Origin of the sequence: Ligilactobacillus sp. LYQ139, assembly GCF_045033025.1 — a bacterium.
Taxonomy (GTDB): Bacteria; Bacillota; Bacilli; order Lactobacillales; family Lactobacillaceae; genus Ligilactobacillus.
Map to the genome: position 1 here is coordinate 99831 of NZ_JBJFZW010000005.1, position 13936 is coordinate 113766.

11 protein-coding genes are annotated in these 13936 nt (G+C 47.7%); 3 read left to right on the top strand and 8 right to left on the bottom strand.

Annotated features, from left to right (window positions below):
* Nucleotides 1-9: 9 nt before the first annotated feature.
* From ACI3E1_RS05705 to ACI3E1_RS05725, 5 genes are all read right to left on the bottom strand, one after another.
* Nucleotides 10-2676 carry a YfhO family protein gene (locus tag ACI3E1_RS05705; RefSeq protein ID WP_405024694.1) on the bottom strand — a complete coding sequence of 889 codons (2667 nt, stop codon included), beginning with the start codon at nucleotides 2674-2676 and terminating at the stop codon, nucleotides 10-12.
* A 171-nt stretch (nucleotides 2677-2847) separates the two neighbouring features.
* Complete coding sequence (locus tag ACI3E1_RS05710) at nucleotides 2848-3339, bottom strand: hypothetical protein (protein WP_405024695.1); 492 nt, start codon at nucleotides 3337-3339, stop codon at nucleotides 2848-2850.
* A 78-nt stretch (nucleotides 3340-3417) separates the two neighbouring features.
* The gene (rlmH, locus tag ACI3E1_RS05715; RefSeq protein ID WP_405024696.1) at nucleotides 3418-3897 is read right to left on the bottom strand and encodes a 23S rRNA (pseudouridine(1915)-N(3))-methyltransferase RlmH; all 480 of its coding nucleotides are present in this window, start codon (nucleotides 3895-3897) and stop codon (nucleotides 3418-3420) included.
* 312 nt (nucleotides 3898-4209) lie between these two features.
* Complete coding sequence (locus ACI3E1_RS05720; protein WP_405024697.1) at nucleotides 4210-5421, bottom strand: S1C family serine protease; 1212 nt, start codon at nucleotides 5419-5421, stop codon at nucleotides 4210-4212.
* A gap of 144 nt (nucleotides 5422-5565) precedes the next feature.
* Nucleotides 5566-6363: an MBL fold metallo-hydrolase gene (locus tag ACI3E1_RS05725; RefSeq protein ID WP_405024755.1), complete on the bottom strand. Its 798-nt coding sequence runs from the start codon at nucleotides 6361-6363 to the stop codon at nucleotides 5566-5568.
* 500 nt (nucleotides 6364-6863) lie between these two features.
* On the opposite strand from ACI3E1_RS05725, the gene ACI3E1_RS05730 reads away from it, so the two are divergent.
* Nucleotides 6864-7247: a hypothetical protein gene (locus ACI3E1_RS05730; RefSeq protein ID WP_405024698.1), complete on the top strand. Its 384-nt coding sequence runs from the start codon at nucleotides 6864-6866 to the stop codon at nucleotides 7245-7247.
* Between the two features lie 97 nt (nucleotides 7248-7344).
* On the opposite strand, the gene ACI3E1_RS05735 is transcribed toward ACI3E1_RS05730, so the two are convergent.
* The 3 genes from ACI3E1_RS05735 to glpK are packed head-to-tail and all read right to left on the bottom strand — an operon-like array spanning nucleotide 7345 to nucleotide 11467.
* The gene (locus ACI3E1_RS05735) at nucleotides 7345-9159 is read right to left on the bottom strand and encodes an FAD-dependent oxidoreductase (protein WP_405024699.1); all 1815 of its coding nucleotides are present in this window, start codon (nucleotides 9157-9159) and stop codon (nucleotides 7345-7347) included.
* Nucleotides 9160-9215: 56 nt separating this feature from the next.
* Nucleotides 9216-9941, bottom strand: coding sequence for an MIP/aquaporin family protein (locus ACI3E1_RS05740; RefSeq protein ID WP_405024700.1), 726 nt, complete (start codon nucleotides 9939-9941; stop codon nucleotides 9216-9218).
* A gap of 2 nt (nucleotides 9942-9943) precedes the next feature.
* Nucleotides 9944-11467, bottom strand: coding sequence for a glycerol kinase GlpK (gene glpK, locus ACI3E1_RS05745; RefSeq protein WP_405024701.1), 1524 nt, complete (start codon nucleotides 11465-11467; stop codon nucleotides 9944-9946).
* Between the two features lie 343 nt (nucleotides 11468-11810).
* Between glpK and ACI3E1_RS05750 the strand changes: the two genes are divergently transcribed.
* Nucleotides 11811-12602 carry a glycerophosphodiester phosphodiesterase family protein gene (locus ACI3E1_RS05750; protein ID WP_405024702.1) on the top strand — a complete coding sequence of 264 codons (792 nt, stop codon included), beginning with the start codon at nucleotides 11811-11813 and terminating at the stop codon, nucleotides 12600-12602.
* Complete coding sequence (locus tag ACI3E1_RS05755) at nucleotides 12574-13887, top strand: MFS transporter (protein WP_405024703.1); 1314 nt, start codon at nucleotides 12574-12576, stop codon at nucleotides 13885-13887. Before ACI3E1_RS05750 ends, ACI3E1_RS05755 begins: the two co-directional genes overlap by 29 nt.
* Nucleotides 13888-13936 lie beyond the last annotated feature (49 nt).

Consider the following 13936-nt stretch of genomic DNA (forward strand, 5'->3'; position numbering starts at 1 on the left):
CGTCTTGTCCTATTCTAGCATACTGGTAGATTGCTTACGCTTTCTTGAAAAACGATGGTACCGACAGTAGGTCCACCCAGCAAGAGAACTCCATGCCAAAAGCGAAATCAATAATCCCACGTTAAGTAACGGTGGCCAAAACGATAACACAAGACGGTGTTTCCCCGGGGTAACCTTTAAGGCAACAAACGTCCCCAGGGCCTGGTGTACCGGCACTCGCTTGCCATCAACGTAAGCATGCCAGCCTTCGTTATACGGGATTGTTGTCATGATAACTGATTTATGGGCGGTAGTCGTGATTATTCCCCGCAGGTGAAGGCCCTTCACTGTCGCATCCTGAAGCCCATTATGCTGAAGACCCTGAAGCCGCCGTTCCGCCTTTTTTACGTTAAGCCGGTAAATTTGTACGGAATCCAACGGGACGTTTTGGTTCCCCTGCGGCTGAATCGAAATAACCACTTTATGCCCTTTCTGGCTAGCCCCCACACACTGTAGAAGTGGTTCCGTTAAGTTTCCAACTGCCGGAATTTGAACACCATTAATTAAAACGGTAGCTGTTCCTAACAGATTACTTCCCAGTTGAACGTAGTACGGATCATTTGTCTTTAAACGAAGCGTAATATTGTACGCTGCGCCTCCACTACTGTTATCCCCGTCAGGGGTAAGCAAACCATTTTTACCGCCCACCAATAAACTTTGCTGGAGAACGCCAGCATAACGAACGGGGATAAACAACCCATCAACTGGTTTGTTATCTAACCGTTGCATCACCGTCTCAATGTTCGTCGTTGCCGTCGCCTGATTCGGGCTAAACGGCTGCATGATTTGCTGACTAGCGGCAAACGCCATCGGGAGAACGTACGGGTTTTCATACCGCTCAACCATGCCGTTTTTCGCAACTATTCGGTATTGCTTAAAGTCTGGCCGGTAACTATCAGCCGGAAGAGTTTGGGTTATCAAGTTATGGAACTGGTTCGCTGGTGCCAAGTAGTATTTAACCCCCAACAACGAATCTGTCACAATGTTTCCTTCCTGATAAACAACCTTTCCCGTGTAAGTCGGCTGCCCTAAATCATTCATAAAGTTAGTAACTGTTGCCCGTTGTGTTGAACTAAAATCAGAAACAGTTTTATAACCAAACTGGAAACTATTATTTTCCGAGCCATCATCGAAAGTCGTTTCTAAGCGGTATGGCTGATCATTATCAGTATAAAATGAACTGTTTTCTCCCATTATCTTAACAAACCGTTGGTACGTCTTAACTGGTTCCCACCCAAAGAACCTGAGTGTCATGTATGCGTTCGCGCCAACCTGTACAATTGTTACCAGCAGCAATACTCTCAAAAGAGTCTTACGTTGCGCAGGAACAACGAACCGCATCAACAAGATTAACACAAGTGAACTCCCAACGAAGAATGCCGTTGTGATCATTTTGGGTTTATCCAAAAAGTCAAATTGCCGCAAGTTAAGCCAAACAATCCCCACGATTGCCCCAACAATGCCAAACCCTGTACCAATCTGCCACCCTTGAATATCACGGACGTGCATCAGTGCCCGGGCTGCCAAAAAGAGGAGCCAAAAACTAACTAGATAACTGAACCGGTAGGAATAGAATACGGGAGGCTGGAAAAGATGCCATGCTAAATCAAGCGGTGCATAACATACGGAAAACAGCATGAATGCCAAAATACACCCTGATGCAATCCGTTCCCGAATAGGGATTTGCTTCATTAGGAAGTACGCTACTACAAGGACAAGCAATAATGTTGGGATAAATAAATTTGGAATCCCCGCCTGAATTTGCGCGTCATTTAACGCCCCCATCATGAACTTACTAATCATGTGCCATGGAGTATAATCAAAATTTAACGGCAACTGCGTCACCATAAACTGTCCCTTACTTTGCGCAATATCCGCCTGCGTTGGTAACAGTAAAAAGGCTGTTAGGGCCCCGCTAAGAAGGCCACCGCCAACGTAGCGTAGTACTGCGTGACCAAATTCTTGCCAGCTAACCCACCGCTGAATTGCCAACCAACAGAAGTATAGTACTGAGAAAAGAACCACCATGTAACCCATGTAAAAATTAACGAAAAACAGAGCCGCTAAAGCCAAAGAGAACGGTAATACCTTATGGTCGTCATAGATCCGTTCAAGTCCCCATAAGACGAATGGCAAGGCAATCAGAACATCAACCCACATTAGGTTCAATTCATTGGCAAGCGTCCAGCCCATCAGCGCGTATCCCAGCGTAAGCATAATCCGCCACGGAGCATCAACGTGGTGTTGCCGGTCAAGCCACGCTCCGAGCGCCATTGCTGCACACCCCTGCTTCAAGAGCATGACAATCATAATTCCAAGCGGCAATAAACGGTTGTTAAAAAATAGTAGTACCAGGTTAAACGGACTTAGTAGGTAGTAAGCCCACATGCCAATCGTTTCGCCGCCGAGTCCTTTTCCAAAGAAATACAAGAACTGCGTTGGGTGCAAAAACGTTGTCCGGAAAAATGCATAAAACTTAACGTATTGTTCCTGCATATCATACGTTAATAACGTATTGGGGCCGAACGGCGTCATCCGTAATGCGATCATACAAGTCAACATCACTACCACCGGCAAAATAAAATCAACGATTCGCGCTCGGTGGCGCCTTAAGAACTGCGTTATCTTTTCCCTCATTATGGCTTCCTCATTCATAGATTCCATGATTTTAAGTGCAAAAATCACGGTTATAGCTAAGTACAATTCATTTCACAGGACAAATTGTTAAAGAAACATGCTTTCCCGTTTCGTTATAAAAAGATTAACAACCCCAGGTTCTCCCGAGATTGTTAATCTTTTTCTCTTCGTTTACCTAACCCGTTCGTACCGATTAACCACCGCACGTTTATTCCCTGAATACCCGAACCGGGCAAGCGGATTATCGCTGGCGTTCGCCCACGTGACGTAAGCCGCTTCGTTTTCCCACTCGTTAATCATCAGGTACTGGTAATTATGATCATCCTGTTCAAAAACCGCAGCTCCCTGTAACCCCACTGGTCGCTTAGCCGGATCATCCCACGTTGTTACAAGCGAATCAAACACCTTTCGTTCATCGTTATCAAGCGTTAAGTATCGAAATTCGATGTACCCCTGCCAATCCTGAAAATCGAGGGTTCGTAGTAACTGAAAATGGAGGTCCGTTGCAAAGACACTGTCTTTCCCGGACTGATCAACCAGTGCATACTTGGCGTGATCGTCCGCTTCCCGCAGCATAATCATCTTCCGGTCCGGGTGCGTCGTCCGAATATCCGTTAGGGTCTGCTTTGGTCCCAGCGCAATATTAAGCTTCCGTAGTGTCATTTTAACCGCTTCCTTTATTTTACTCGCTTTTATTATAACATTAATTCAAAAAAACGTTTCCACTATTCGGAGAAACAACTATTTATGATACGGCGCCCCGGCATTAATCATAAAGGCCCGATAAATCTGTTCTGCTAAAACCAGCCGCATCAGCTGGTGCGGAAGGGTAAACTTACCAAACGAAATAGCCGCATCCGCTCGCTTCATTACCGCAGGACCCAATCCTAGCGAACCGCCAATTACAAAGGTAATGTCACTATGCCCATACGTCGTAAGGTCAGCTAGTTCACGGGCGAACTCCGGCGAAGTTCGCTCCTCACCCTCAATTGCCAACGCATAAACGTACTCGCGCGCCTTAATCTTCGCAAGGATTCGCGTCCCTTCAACCTTCTTTACGTGTTCCATTTCCGCTGCGCTAAGGCTTTCCGGAGCCTGCTCATCAGCCACCGTAACCACCTGAAACTTACAAAACCGCGAAAGCCGTTTCGCGTACTCCGCAACTCCCTGCTTAAGATACTTTTCTTTTAATTTTCCCACAACCACGACCTTAATATTCATGCTTTTACTCCTTTTCCACAAGTTATCCCCCATTTTTACTAATTATGCACCCCATACGAACGCATGTTTTGCACAAAATTATCCACTAAATCCCCAATTTCGGCTGTTTTTCGCTTTCAAGGAGGAGGCCTTAACACTACTTTTCCACATCATCCACAACCATTGGGGATAAATAACTGTGGTTTGCCCCATAATCCCCAGTTTATCCACAAAATTCTGGGGATAAGTCTTAAAAACTGTGCTTCATTGGGGCATGTATCCCCCTTCTAAGTCAATTCAGCTTACTTTTTTATCCCCACACTGGGGATAACCCTAGTTGTGATTATCACTTTCAAGGGTTAATTTCACCGTCACCGTTTCGCGCTGCCCATGGTGGTAGTACGTAACCGGAACCCGCGTTCCTAATTTGTGCTGATCCAGCACTTCCTGGAGGGTCGCAATGTCACTAGTTTTGGCATTTCCAATCTTAGTAATCACATCGCCGGATTTAATCCCTACTCCCTTTAATGGCGAATTATCCATAATTTTCATAACCACCACTCCTTTAGTGACATCATCCGGTAATTTAAGGGTCGCCTGTTGCTGGTTAATCGGAATACTGCTCAAATTAGCTGCTTCAATTCCCAAAGCTGGTCTGATTACCTTCCCGTGTGTGGTTAATTGGTTAATAATCGTCACCACTTCGTTACTCGGAATCGCAAAGCCCATTCCTTCCACCGGGGTGGCACTTCCGTTCCCCGTACTAGCCAGCTTCATAGAATTAATTCCCACAACTTGACCAGCCACGTTAATTAACGGACCTCCTGAATTTCCAGGGTTAATGGCCGCATCAGTTTGAATAACGGTCGCCTGGGCGGGTTGGCCGTTATCTTCATTTTTAACGGTCATAGTCCGTTTTTTCGCTGAAATGATTCCCTCCGTAAGCGAGGTGGCATACTTCGACCCGAGCGGCGACCCAATTGCTAGCGCCGGTTGCCCGACCTTAATGGCGTTTGAATCCGCAAACGTTGCTACCTGATGAACGTCTCGTCCGTTAATCTTTAAAACGGCTAAATCCGTCACGCCATCGGCCCCTACTACCTTTGCCGGAAGCTTCTTCCCGTTACTTAAAATTACGTTCACCTGCTTGGCGCCGTGAATTACGTGGTTATTAGTGACGATAAAAGCAGTCCCGTTGGCTTTCTTATAAATTACCCCAGAGCCTTCACTTTCCGTAGTCTCCTGAGCGCCGCCCAAAAGGGCCTGCAAGGTATCACTATTTCCCGAAGAATATGCCGTTACCGATACAACAGCTCCCTTTACCTTATTAAATGCGCGGGTAGTTTGCGTCGAAATGTTAACTTTCATCCGGGCCGTACGGGTCGTTCCTACCGCATTATCCGGCGTAACAGCTGAATTACTAAAGTGCTGGTAGGCAGCAACCCCTCCCACGACCAGGCCGCTTCCCAAAAGTCCACCGACTAAGCCCGTTACAAAAATTTGCCGGACCGTTAACTTAACTGGTTCATCGTGCTTACTGGTCATTCGTAATCCTCCCTAAATAGTTTCCACCATTATAAATGGAAAATTTCCCAAAATGCACCCCATTTCACCGGGCTTAATAATATTATGAGGTTTTGTTCCTTACAAATAAAAACGGTGGGCCTATCCATTACGTTTATTGTTTTTTCAAATCACTGTTAATGGGGTAGCCTGATCAGGATCCGTATCCAACAGCGCGAAGTCCTGGTCAACCCCAAAATCATGCTGCTTCATCATCGTTGCCACAGTTAGGTGTGCAAGTTCCTTAACGTTATTTTCCTTACTGCGGTGGCCCAAATAAATATGCTTTGTCCGATTTCCTATCACACTCATGAGGGCTATTGCCCCATCTGCATTTGATAGGTGTCCCGTATCACTTAGGATCCGCTGCTTCAGCGCCCACGGGTAGGTCCCCATCCGAAGCATTTCCGGATCATGATTACATTCAATTAAGTAACCATCCGCATCCCGAATTACCCCTGCAACCCGTTCAGAAACATATCCTGTATCCGTTACAATCGCAAAGCCGTGATCCCGGTGATGAACCTCATAAAACTGCGGAGCCGCCGCATCATGCGAAACTCCAAAGCTTTCCACATCAAGATCGCCTAACCCCAGCGTTGTTCCCATTTCAAAGGCATGCTTTTGCTCTTCTGGAACGGTGCCAATCTTAGTGGCCATTGCTCCCCACGTTGCGGTATTTGCATATACGTCTACCCCGTAACGTCGCGCAAGCACCCCCACGCCCCGGCAGTGATCCGTATGTTCGTGGGTCACAAAGATTCCATCTAGGTCATGGGGATCCCGATTAATCGATGCAAGAAGGGCCTCAATCCTCTTGCCTGATAATCCCGCATCAATTAATATCCGCTCACGGGGAGTCTCAACATAAGTAGCGTTTCCCGCACTCCCGCTTGCAAGAACACTAACTTTTAACTCGTCCATCGCTTCCACGTAATCACCCCGCTTATCAATCCGTTCATAATCATAGCACGCTTTTCCCCCGCACAACCACGAATAAACCCGTATTCATTCGTGCCAAATAATTACAGTTCATTACTATTCCTTTTACCCCATTAACGTATTTCCTCAAACATTAGCAAACGATTACAATCGCACTAGAATACGGGGTTTAAGCTTGACGATAATGTTTTAATTAGATACACTTACGGTGTAACCTGTTAGATTACATGTACATCGTTTTCAATACAGCCCTTCCCAAGGGTCAGTATTATTTCTTTTATCTACAAGTAAAGCGAAACGCAGCTGTAACGGTTGCGTTTTTCTTTGCTTTTCTTCATAAAAGTCTGCATTACGTTTTCGACTGTGTTATTTAGTTATAAACACGACGGGTTCGTGGAATCCACCAGAATGAGGCTCCCGTAACTGTTGCTCTCATTTTTATGCCGATGATAGTTACCATTACGTGAATTGTATCCCACGAAATGGATTCCGCCGCCACCAAGATTTCAACGAGCGAAAGCCACGCCGTCATGGTGCTGAATGCCGCGTTAGTCATTACCAGCGTTGCTATTTTATTTACCTACCATTTTTACCTCGCCCGGCTAGTTCAAACCATTACCGCTTTTATGAAGCCATGTCCCGGCTTAAATCCCCACTCGGAATGGGGCGGCTTCACGATTTATGCTATCTTTACATACGACGGCTTGGAATCAATTGGTGGGGTAGAGGGTCCCCGTGACAAATCAAAAAAGCCCCCGAAAGAAGGGGGCGCCATGAAAAAACAAACAACCTCCCAATTCACCACAACGAGAACGGTTAAAGTGGAGCTCCTCTTTAGAAACCCTCGTCCTGCTTGGCGGCGGTAGTCTAGGATTAAAGCCATTGCGGAAACGAAACTAATTTTTGTACAAAAGAACGCGTGACAAGTAGTCACGCGCTCTTTTATTATCTTAAACTAACTAGCTATTCGTGCTTGCTAGCCCCGCTCACCGCATCAGTCGATTCACTTGTTTCCTGATTACCAGCATGAGCTTCAGCCTTCAAGTGTTTCAAATCTGATTCATCCAAAATTTCCTGAAGTTCTTCCCGATAGTTTGCCTCGTCGGCATCACTCCATTCCAGGTAGTCCTTCATATAGGCAATCACCGGATCAATTAATCCGTCAAGACTGCTCCGCATAAACAGAACGTGATACGTCCGCCGAAGCAGATAGTCAACTGGCGTTAAGACCATCTCATTGTCTAAGGAGTACCGTAACGTAATTGTTTCGGCCAAACTTAATCCCGGTGCTGCCTCTAATTCGTCCGCTAAGGCATAAACCTGCGGAGCGTTTGATCCAAATTCACGGGCAATCCGGAGGGCATCATCGTGGCTCAGACCGTGCTGCTCGCCCTCCTTAGCAAACGCTTCGAGCGCCTCATCAACATGGTTAGAGTCAAAGTCACCCCCGGAAACCCGTAATTCCTTGGAGTCAACGAGTGTAAATTGTTCACCAAACCGCTTATCAAGAACATCCTGAATCATGTCCATGGCACCAGCGGCCATTAAACGGTAGTCGGTCAACTTCCCGCCGGCCAGGGTAATAAGCCCATCATCTGCCATCGTTAGGGAACTTCCACGGGAAACCGCTGATGGTGCGGAAGCATCCGGTGCCTTACTTGCTCCTGATACGGCATCTGGTTCGTCCTCATCTTCTTCACCTGCTGGCGCCCCTAACAGTGGCCGTAACCCAGCCCAACTCGATTCAATATCATCAATCGTTAAGTGGGCTGTTGGGTACTTCTTGTTGATAATCCCCAGCAAGTATTTCACGTCGCTCATTTCTACGTGCGGTTCTTCGTAATCCCCCTTGTAGTCGGTGTCCGTTGTTCCAAAGTAGGTCTTTCCTTCCCGCGGGATAGTGAAAATCATCCGGCCATCATCCGTTCCGGAACCGAAATATGTCGGTTGCGGAACCTGCAAGCGGGACTGGTCAACCACAAAGTGAACTCCCTTTGTCGGCCGCATCTGTGGGGCATCATGGAGATCGTGATCGATACCCTTAACCTTGTCAGACCATGGCCCAGCCGCATTAAGAATAACCTTCGCCTTAATTTCAAAACGGAACCCGTCAATCATGTCCTGCGCGGAAACACCGTTAACGGTACCATCCTCATCATGGAGAATCTCATTTGCCTTAACCCGGGACAACATGATTCCTCCCTTATCGGCAGCTGCCTTAATGTTTTCCACTACCAGCCGCGAGTCATTGTTCTGATAATCCAAGTAAACCCCGGCACCGACCAACTTATCAGCATTCAGCTGTGGCTCCCGCTTAAGCACCTCATCCTTGGTCAACGTGTAGTTGGCAAACCGCTTTAAGTGTTCATTTTCATTAATTCCAGCAAGGTGATCGTACAAATCCATAGCCACCTTGCACTCAAACATTGTGAACGTTGTCCCCGGCTCATCATAAATCGGCAGGATCATCGGGTCCGGGTACGTACAGTGCGGCGCAATGTGCTGTACTACTGCCCGTTCCTTAACGGTATCGGAAACCACCTGCACGTCAAACGTCTTCAGGTACCGGATCCCCCCGTGAACTAACCGTGTTGACCGCGAAGACGTTCCACCACCAAAGTCTTGCATTTCAACCAGACCAACCTTCATACCGGTTGCAGCAGCCTGAAGCGCAACCCCGGCACCGGTAATCCCCCCACCGATGATCAATAGGTCCAGCTCCTCACCATTTGCCAACCGCTGAATGTCCTTCTTCCGTGTCTTACTTGAAAATGCCATTGAAAAGACCCCTCTTCTATTCCTTTTAAATTAAATCCACTTTTCCTCAAACAATACTACTTTACAAAGTTCATCGCCTGCAAAATAAACTGTAACCCCGCAGCGATGATTCCGCCTGCTAGCGGGCCAAGCATCGGGACCCACGCATACTCCCAGTGGGCACTCGACTTTCCCGGAATCGGTAAGATAGTGTACGCTAGCCGCGGCGCCCAATCACGCGCTGGATTTAACGCGAATCCGGTGGTAGAACCAAGGCTCAGCCCGATTACCATAATCAAAAGTCCAACAATCGCTGGCTTTAATCCGGTCGTAAATGTTCCCAGGTTTAACAGCGCAAAGATGAACACACCCGTAGCGATTACTTCACTAAGAAAATTAAACACTGGATTCTTGATTGCCGGCATTGTCGCGAAGATGTTCACAACGTTGCCCTCTTCTGCTCCGTGGGAAGCCTTAAAGTGCGGGTAATACTGAATAATGACTAACACCGCGCCCATGAAGGCACCGAGAAACTGCCCTGCAAGGTACGGCAATACCTGACTCCACGGGAAGTAACCAAATAAAGCAAAGCCGATGGTTACCGCCGGATTTAAGTGTCCCTGCGAACCGAGCATCCCAGCCACATACACCCCAAAGGTAACTGCCATCCCCCAGGACAAACAGATAAATGTCCAGTTTTGCTTGGTAGCGTAAGTTTGCTTAAGATTGGTAGCTGCACAGCAACCTACTCCCAAAACAATCAGAACTAACGTTCCAAAAAATTCACCGATAAATCCGCTCATGGCTATTCTCCTTTACCGTCTTTTTGAGGCACAAATGCCAGCGTCGCCTGAACGGCGTTTTTCCACCCAGCATACAGGCGGTCCCGTTCAGCATCGCCCATCTGCGGTTCAAACCGGGTCCCCGCAGCGTTTAACGTCTTAAGTTCATCCATGTCCTTCCAAAAACCAACTTCCAATCCAGCTAAGAAGGCAACTCCCAAGGCCGTGGTTTCAAGGTCAGCAGCACGGACAATCGGAACATTCAAAATGTCTGCCTGGAACTGCATCAAGGCGTTATTCCGGGCGGCTCCCCCGTCAACCCGCAGTGCTGGAATGGCAATTCCAGAATCCTTCACCATCGTATCAACCAGGTCGCGGGTTTGGTAAGCCAACGACTGCAGCGTCGCCTTTACAAAGTCAGCCCGCGTAGTCCCCCGGGTCAATCCGAAAATAGCCCCCCGGGCATCAGAGTTCCAATATGGTGCTCCCAAGCCAGTAAAGGCCGGCACAACGTATACTTCGTTATCATTATGGGAATCGTTAGCAAGATCTTCTGATTCCGCGGCATTGCTAATCATTTCCAGCCCGTCACGGAGCCACTGGATGGCAGACCCCGCCACAAAGACCGATCCTTCCAAAGCGTAATTGACCTTACCATTGATTCCATAGGCAATATCCGTCACCAAGTTGTTCTTGGAAAGCTGCGGTTTTTCTCCGATGTTCATCAGGGTAAAGGCCCCAGTTCCGTAGGTATTCTTCACCATCCCCTTATCAAAAGCCAGCTGACCGAACAAAGCCGCCTGCTGGTCCCCGGCTAACCCACAAATTGGAGCGTTGTAACCGTAGAAATGGTAATCCTTGGTGTATCCGTATACCTCAGAGTTACTCCGCACTTCCGGTAACATTTGTTCGGGGATGTTCAACATCTTAAGGATGTTCTTTTCCCATTCCAGGGTATGGATATTAAATAACATCGTCCGCCCGGCGTTCGTGTAGTCCGTAACATGAGCATCGCCACCTGTTAGTTTCCACACAATCCAGGTTTCAATTGTTCCAAAAAGAAGTTCCCCCTTCTCAGCTCGTTCCTGGGCACCCGGAACGTGATCTAAAATCCACCGGATCTTGGTAGCGGAGAAATACGGGTCAATTCGCAGTCCTGTCTTTTCGTAAATCTCATCGCTATGCCCGTCCGCAATCAGCTGGTTAGCAATTTCTTCGGTTTGCCGCGACTGCCAAACAATCGCGTGGTAAATCGGCAGCCCCGTCTTCTTATCCCAAATAATGGTCGTCTCCCGCTGATTAGTTACCCCAATCCCGGCAACCTGATCCGGGCGGATGCCTGACTTAATCAGGGCGTTGGCAATTGTGGATTGCACCGCATTCCAAATTTCGTTAGCATCGTGCTCCACCCATCCCGGCTGCGGGAAATACTGCTTAAATTCCCGTTGACTATCTGCGACTTTCTTACCGTCATGGTCAAACAAAATTGCCCGGGTACTCGTGGTCCCCTCATCAATCGCCAAAATGTACTTTTGCTGTTGATTCATCAACCTCGCCTCCTTATGATTGCTTTGTGATAACGCTTACACAAATCATTGTAACATCGGTTTTTTAGTTTGCAAATCCCCAAATTCACAAATCGTGTTGCTTTCACTAAAATGCTCCCCTCGCCCGATTAGTTCTGAACTAACCGGGGCTTCTCCGGAAAACTTCCGGATGACATTTACTATATTTATGATATTCTATACCTGTAAGCGATTTCGCTAAAAGCAGTGCTTGTTTCCATTAGGGAAATTTCGTGAAATCCGTTCACTTTCCGGGGCAGTGGGAAGTAACTTCATATGAAAGAAGGTGTGCATTTCGGTTTCTGTCACCCGGAATGCAGTATTGATGGCTAGTCCACGAAATATTTTAGCCCACCGGGGAATGTCAACTTTAGCCCCCGAAAACACTATGCCAGCGTTTGAATTGCTGACCAAATACGGGGTACGGTGGCTTGAAACCGATTTAGGCATTACCAAGGATGAACACGTCGTGGTGTTGCACGATGACTACCTTGACCGGACAACTTCGGGAAGCGGGCCGTTAACGGACATCATGTTCAATGACCTCCGGCAGCTGGACGCGGGAAGCTGGTTTGATTCTGAATTTACGGGAGTGAAAGTTCCAACGCTTGATGAGTTAATTGACTTTATAAACCGTAGTAAGGTTAACATCAACATCGAGCTTAAAGCGGTCATCGGCCCGAACGCCAACCGGCTGGCGGATTCTCTAGTCAAACAGTTTGCGGCCGCCCTAGACCGGTTAAACCCAGATTCGCGGGTAATTATTTCATCGTTTAATCCGCTTATGCTATTAAAGATGCAACAACTAAAACCCGCCCTGGAATACGCCGTTCTTTTTGAGGACCACACGTTCTATGACGACTGGACGCTGATTATGCAGGCAACCGGCGCGCAGATTATTCACCCGCAAAGTGAACACCTGACGCGCGGAACCGTCCAACAAATGAAGGACTACGGCTACGAAGTCAACGTCTGGACGGTTGACACCATTGACCGGGCCAACGAGCTGTTTAACTGGGGCGTTGACGGCATCTTCACTGATATTGCCCAGTCATTCCCACCGCACCACCAGAAAGGAGCGCCGCGCTATGGAAAATTCCTCACCACGTGGTTCTAATGCTGTACTAAACAAAATGGGCTTTAAGTCCGGCAACCAGCTGGCTGGTTTCTTGACGGTCGTTATTGCCGGCCAACTCGTGTACTCCTGCTTTGAAGCCTTTAAGGGAACGTTCTATGATCTTCTGTTAAAGGTGCTTGGGTTAAACAACACCCAGTTGGGGATCATCTTCAGTCTGATTGGTATTTCGGTCTTTTTCTACATCCCGGGCGGATGGTTAAACAACCGGTTCTCAATCCGGTCGCTGCTAATCTCGGGACTGTTAATCCGAATGACGACCGTCTTCATTATTATTTTCTTCCACCCCACGTTTAATGTTCTGCGAATCATTGCAATTATCTGGGGATTGACGGACGCCTTCTTCTGGCCAGCAGTTCTCAACGGAGTCGATTTGATGTCGGATAAGGGCCATAAGGGGTTGGCCTACGGGCTATTGGAATCCCTCCGGCGAGCGTTGGAAATGGGGATGAACCTCCTAATTGTTGGGGCGATGGCCCTCTTTGGGGGCATTTCCATTTTCAAAACCGGGATGTTGGTTTATAACCTGCTAATCATCCCGCTGGTTCTTTTCATCTTAAAGTTTGTGCCAAAAAACGGAATTGCTGCTGCGGAGGACGATTCCGGTGAAGGAAAGAAGTCCGGTGATGCGCTGAAAGGGCTCATTAAAGTGCTCACCATGCCCCGGGTATGGTTAGCCGGCATCACTGCCCTAACGATTTACTGGTCATATATTAACCTGATTTACACGGTTCCGTACCTGCAGGCGGTCTTTCACATTAGCCAAACGGAAGCATCGATCTTTGGCATCATCAACACCGGCGCTATGGGGGTCGTTGCCGGCGCCATTTCGGGGGTCATCTCCGACTACGTCTTTAAGTCAACGTCGCGGATGATGTTTGTTTCCCTTGGGCTTACCTTCTTAGCACTGATCGCCGTTCTCATCGTTCCAAAAAGCCACCAGTTCATGTGGCCGAGTATCATCCTACTAATGATCTTCGCGTTTGCTATCTTCCTGGCAAAAAGCATTATCCTGGCACCAGTAAGTGAAATCGAAGTCCCCGAAAAGTACTCCGGTTCCGCAATGAGTGTAGGATCATTTGCCTCGTACGCCCCAGTCTTCTGGGCATACGGATTAAACGGAATGATTATCGACCAGCATAACCCGATTACAGCTTATAAGATCATCTTCTTTATCAGCGTGCTGGTTGCCGGGGCCGGCGTCGTTGCCGCTTTCATTCTCATGATTGTGAACCGCAAGCATGACCAACAAAGGCAAAAAGCATAGGGCGGTAATAACATTTCCAAATAAAAAAGATAAAAAAATCCTGTGGCCC

Coding starts and splice junctions, on each gene's coding strand:
- ACI3E1_RS05710 (WP_405024695.1), bottom strand. CDS start 3,339: ATGACACTACGGAAGCTTAATATTGCGCTGGGACCAAAGCAGACCCTA.
- ACI3E1_RS05755 (WP_405024703.1), top strand. CDS start 12,574: ATGGAAAATTCCTCACCACGTGGTTCTAATGCTGTACTAAACAAAATG.
- ACI3E1_RS05705 (WP_405024694.1), bottom strand. CDS start 2,676: ATGAGGGAAAAGATAACGCAGTTCTTAAGGCGCCACCGAGCGCGAATC.
- ACI3E1_RS05750 (WP_405024702.1), top strand. CDS start 11,811: ATGGCTAGTCCACGAAATATTTTAGCCCACCGGGGAATGTCAACTTTA.
- ACI3E1_RS05735 (WP_405024699.1), bottom strand. CDS start 9,159: ATGGCATTTTCAAGTAAGACACGGAAGAAGGACATTCAGCGGTTGGCA.
- ACI3E1_RS05740 (WP_405024700.1), bottom strand. CDS start 9,941: ATGAGCGGATTTATCGGTGAATTTTTTGGAACGTTAGTTCTGATTGTT.
- rlmH (WP_405024696.1), bottom strand. CDS start 3,897: ATGAATATTAAGGTCGTGGTTGTGGGAAAATTAAAAGAAAAGTATCTT.
- glpK (WP_405024701.1), bottom strand. CDS start 11,467: ATGAATCAACAGCAAAAGTACATTTTGGCGATTGATGAGGGGACCACG.
- ACI3E1_RS05730 (WP_405024698.1), top strand. CDS start 6,864: ATGGATTCCGCCGCCACCAAGATTTCAACGAGCGAAAGCCACGCCGTC.
- ACI3E1_RS05720 (WP_405024697.1), bottom strand. CDS start 5,421: ATGACCAGTAAGCACGATGAACCAGTTAAGTTAACGGTCCGGCAAATT.
- ACI3E1_RS05725 (WP_405024755.1), bottom strand. CDS start 6,363: ATGGACGAGTTAAAAGTTAGTGTTCTTGCAAGCGGGAGTGCGGGAAAC.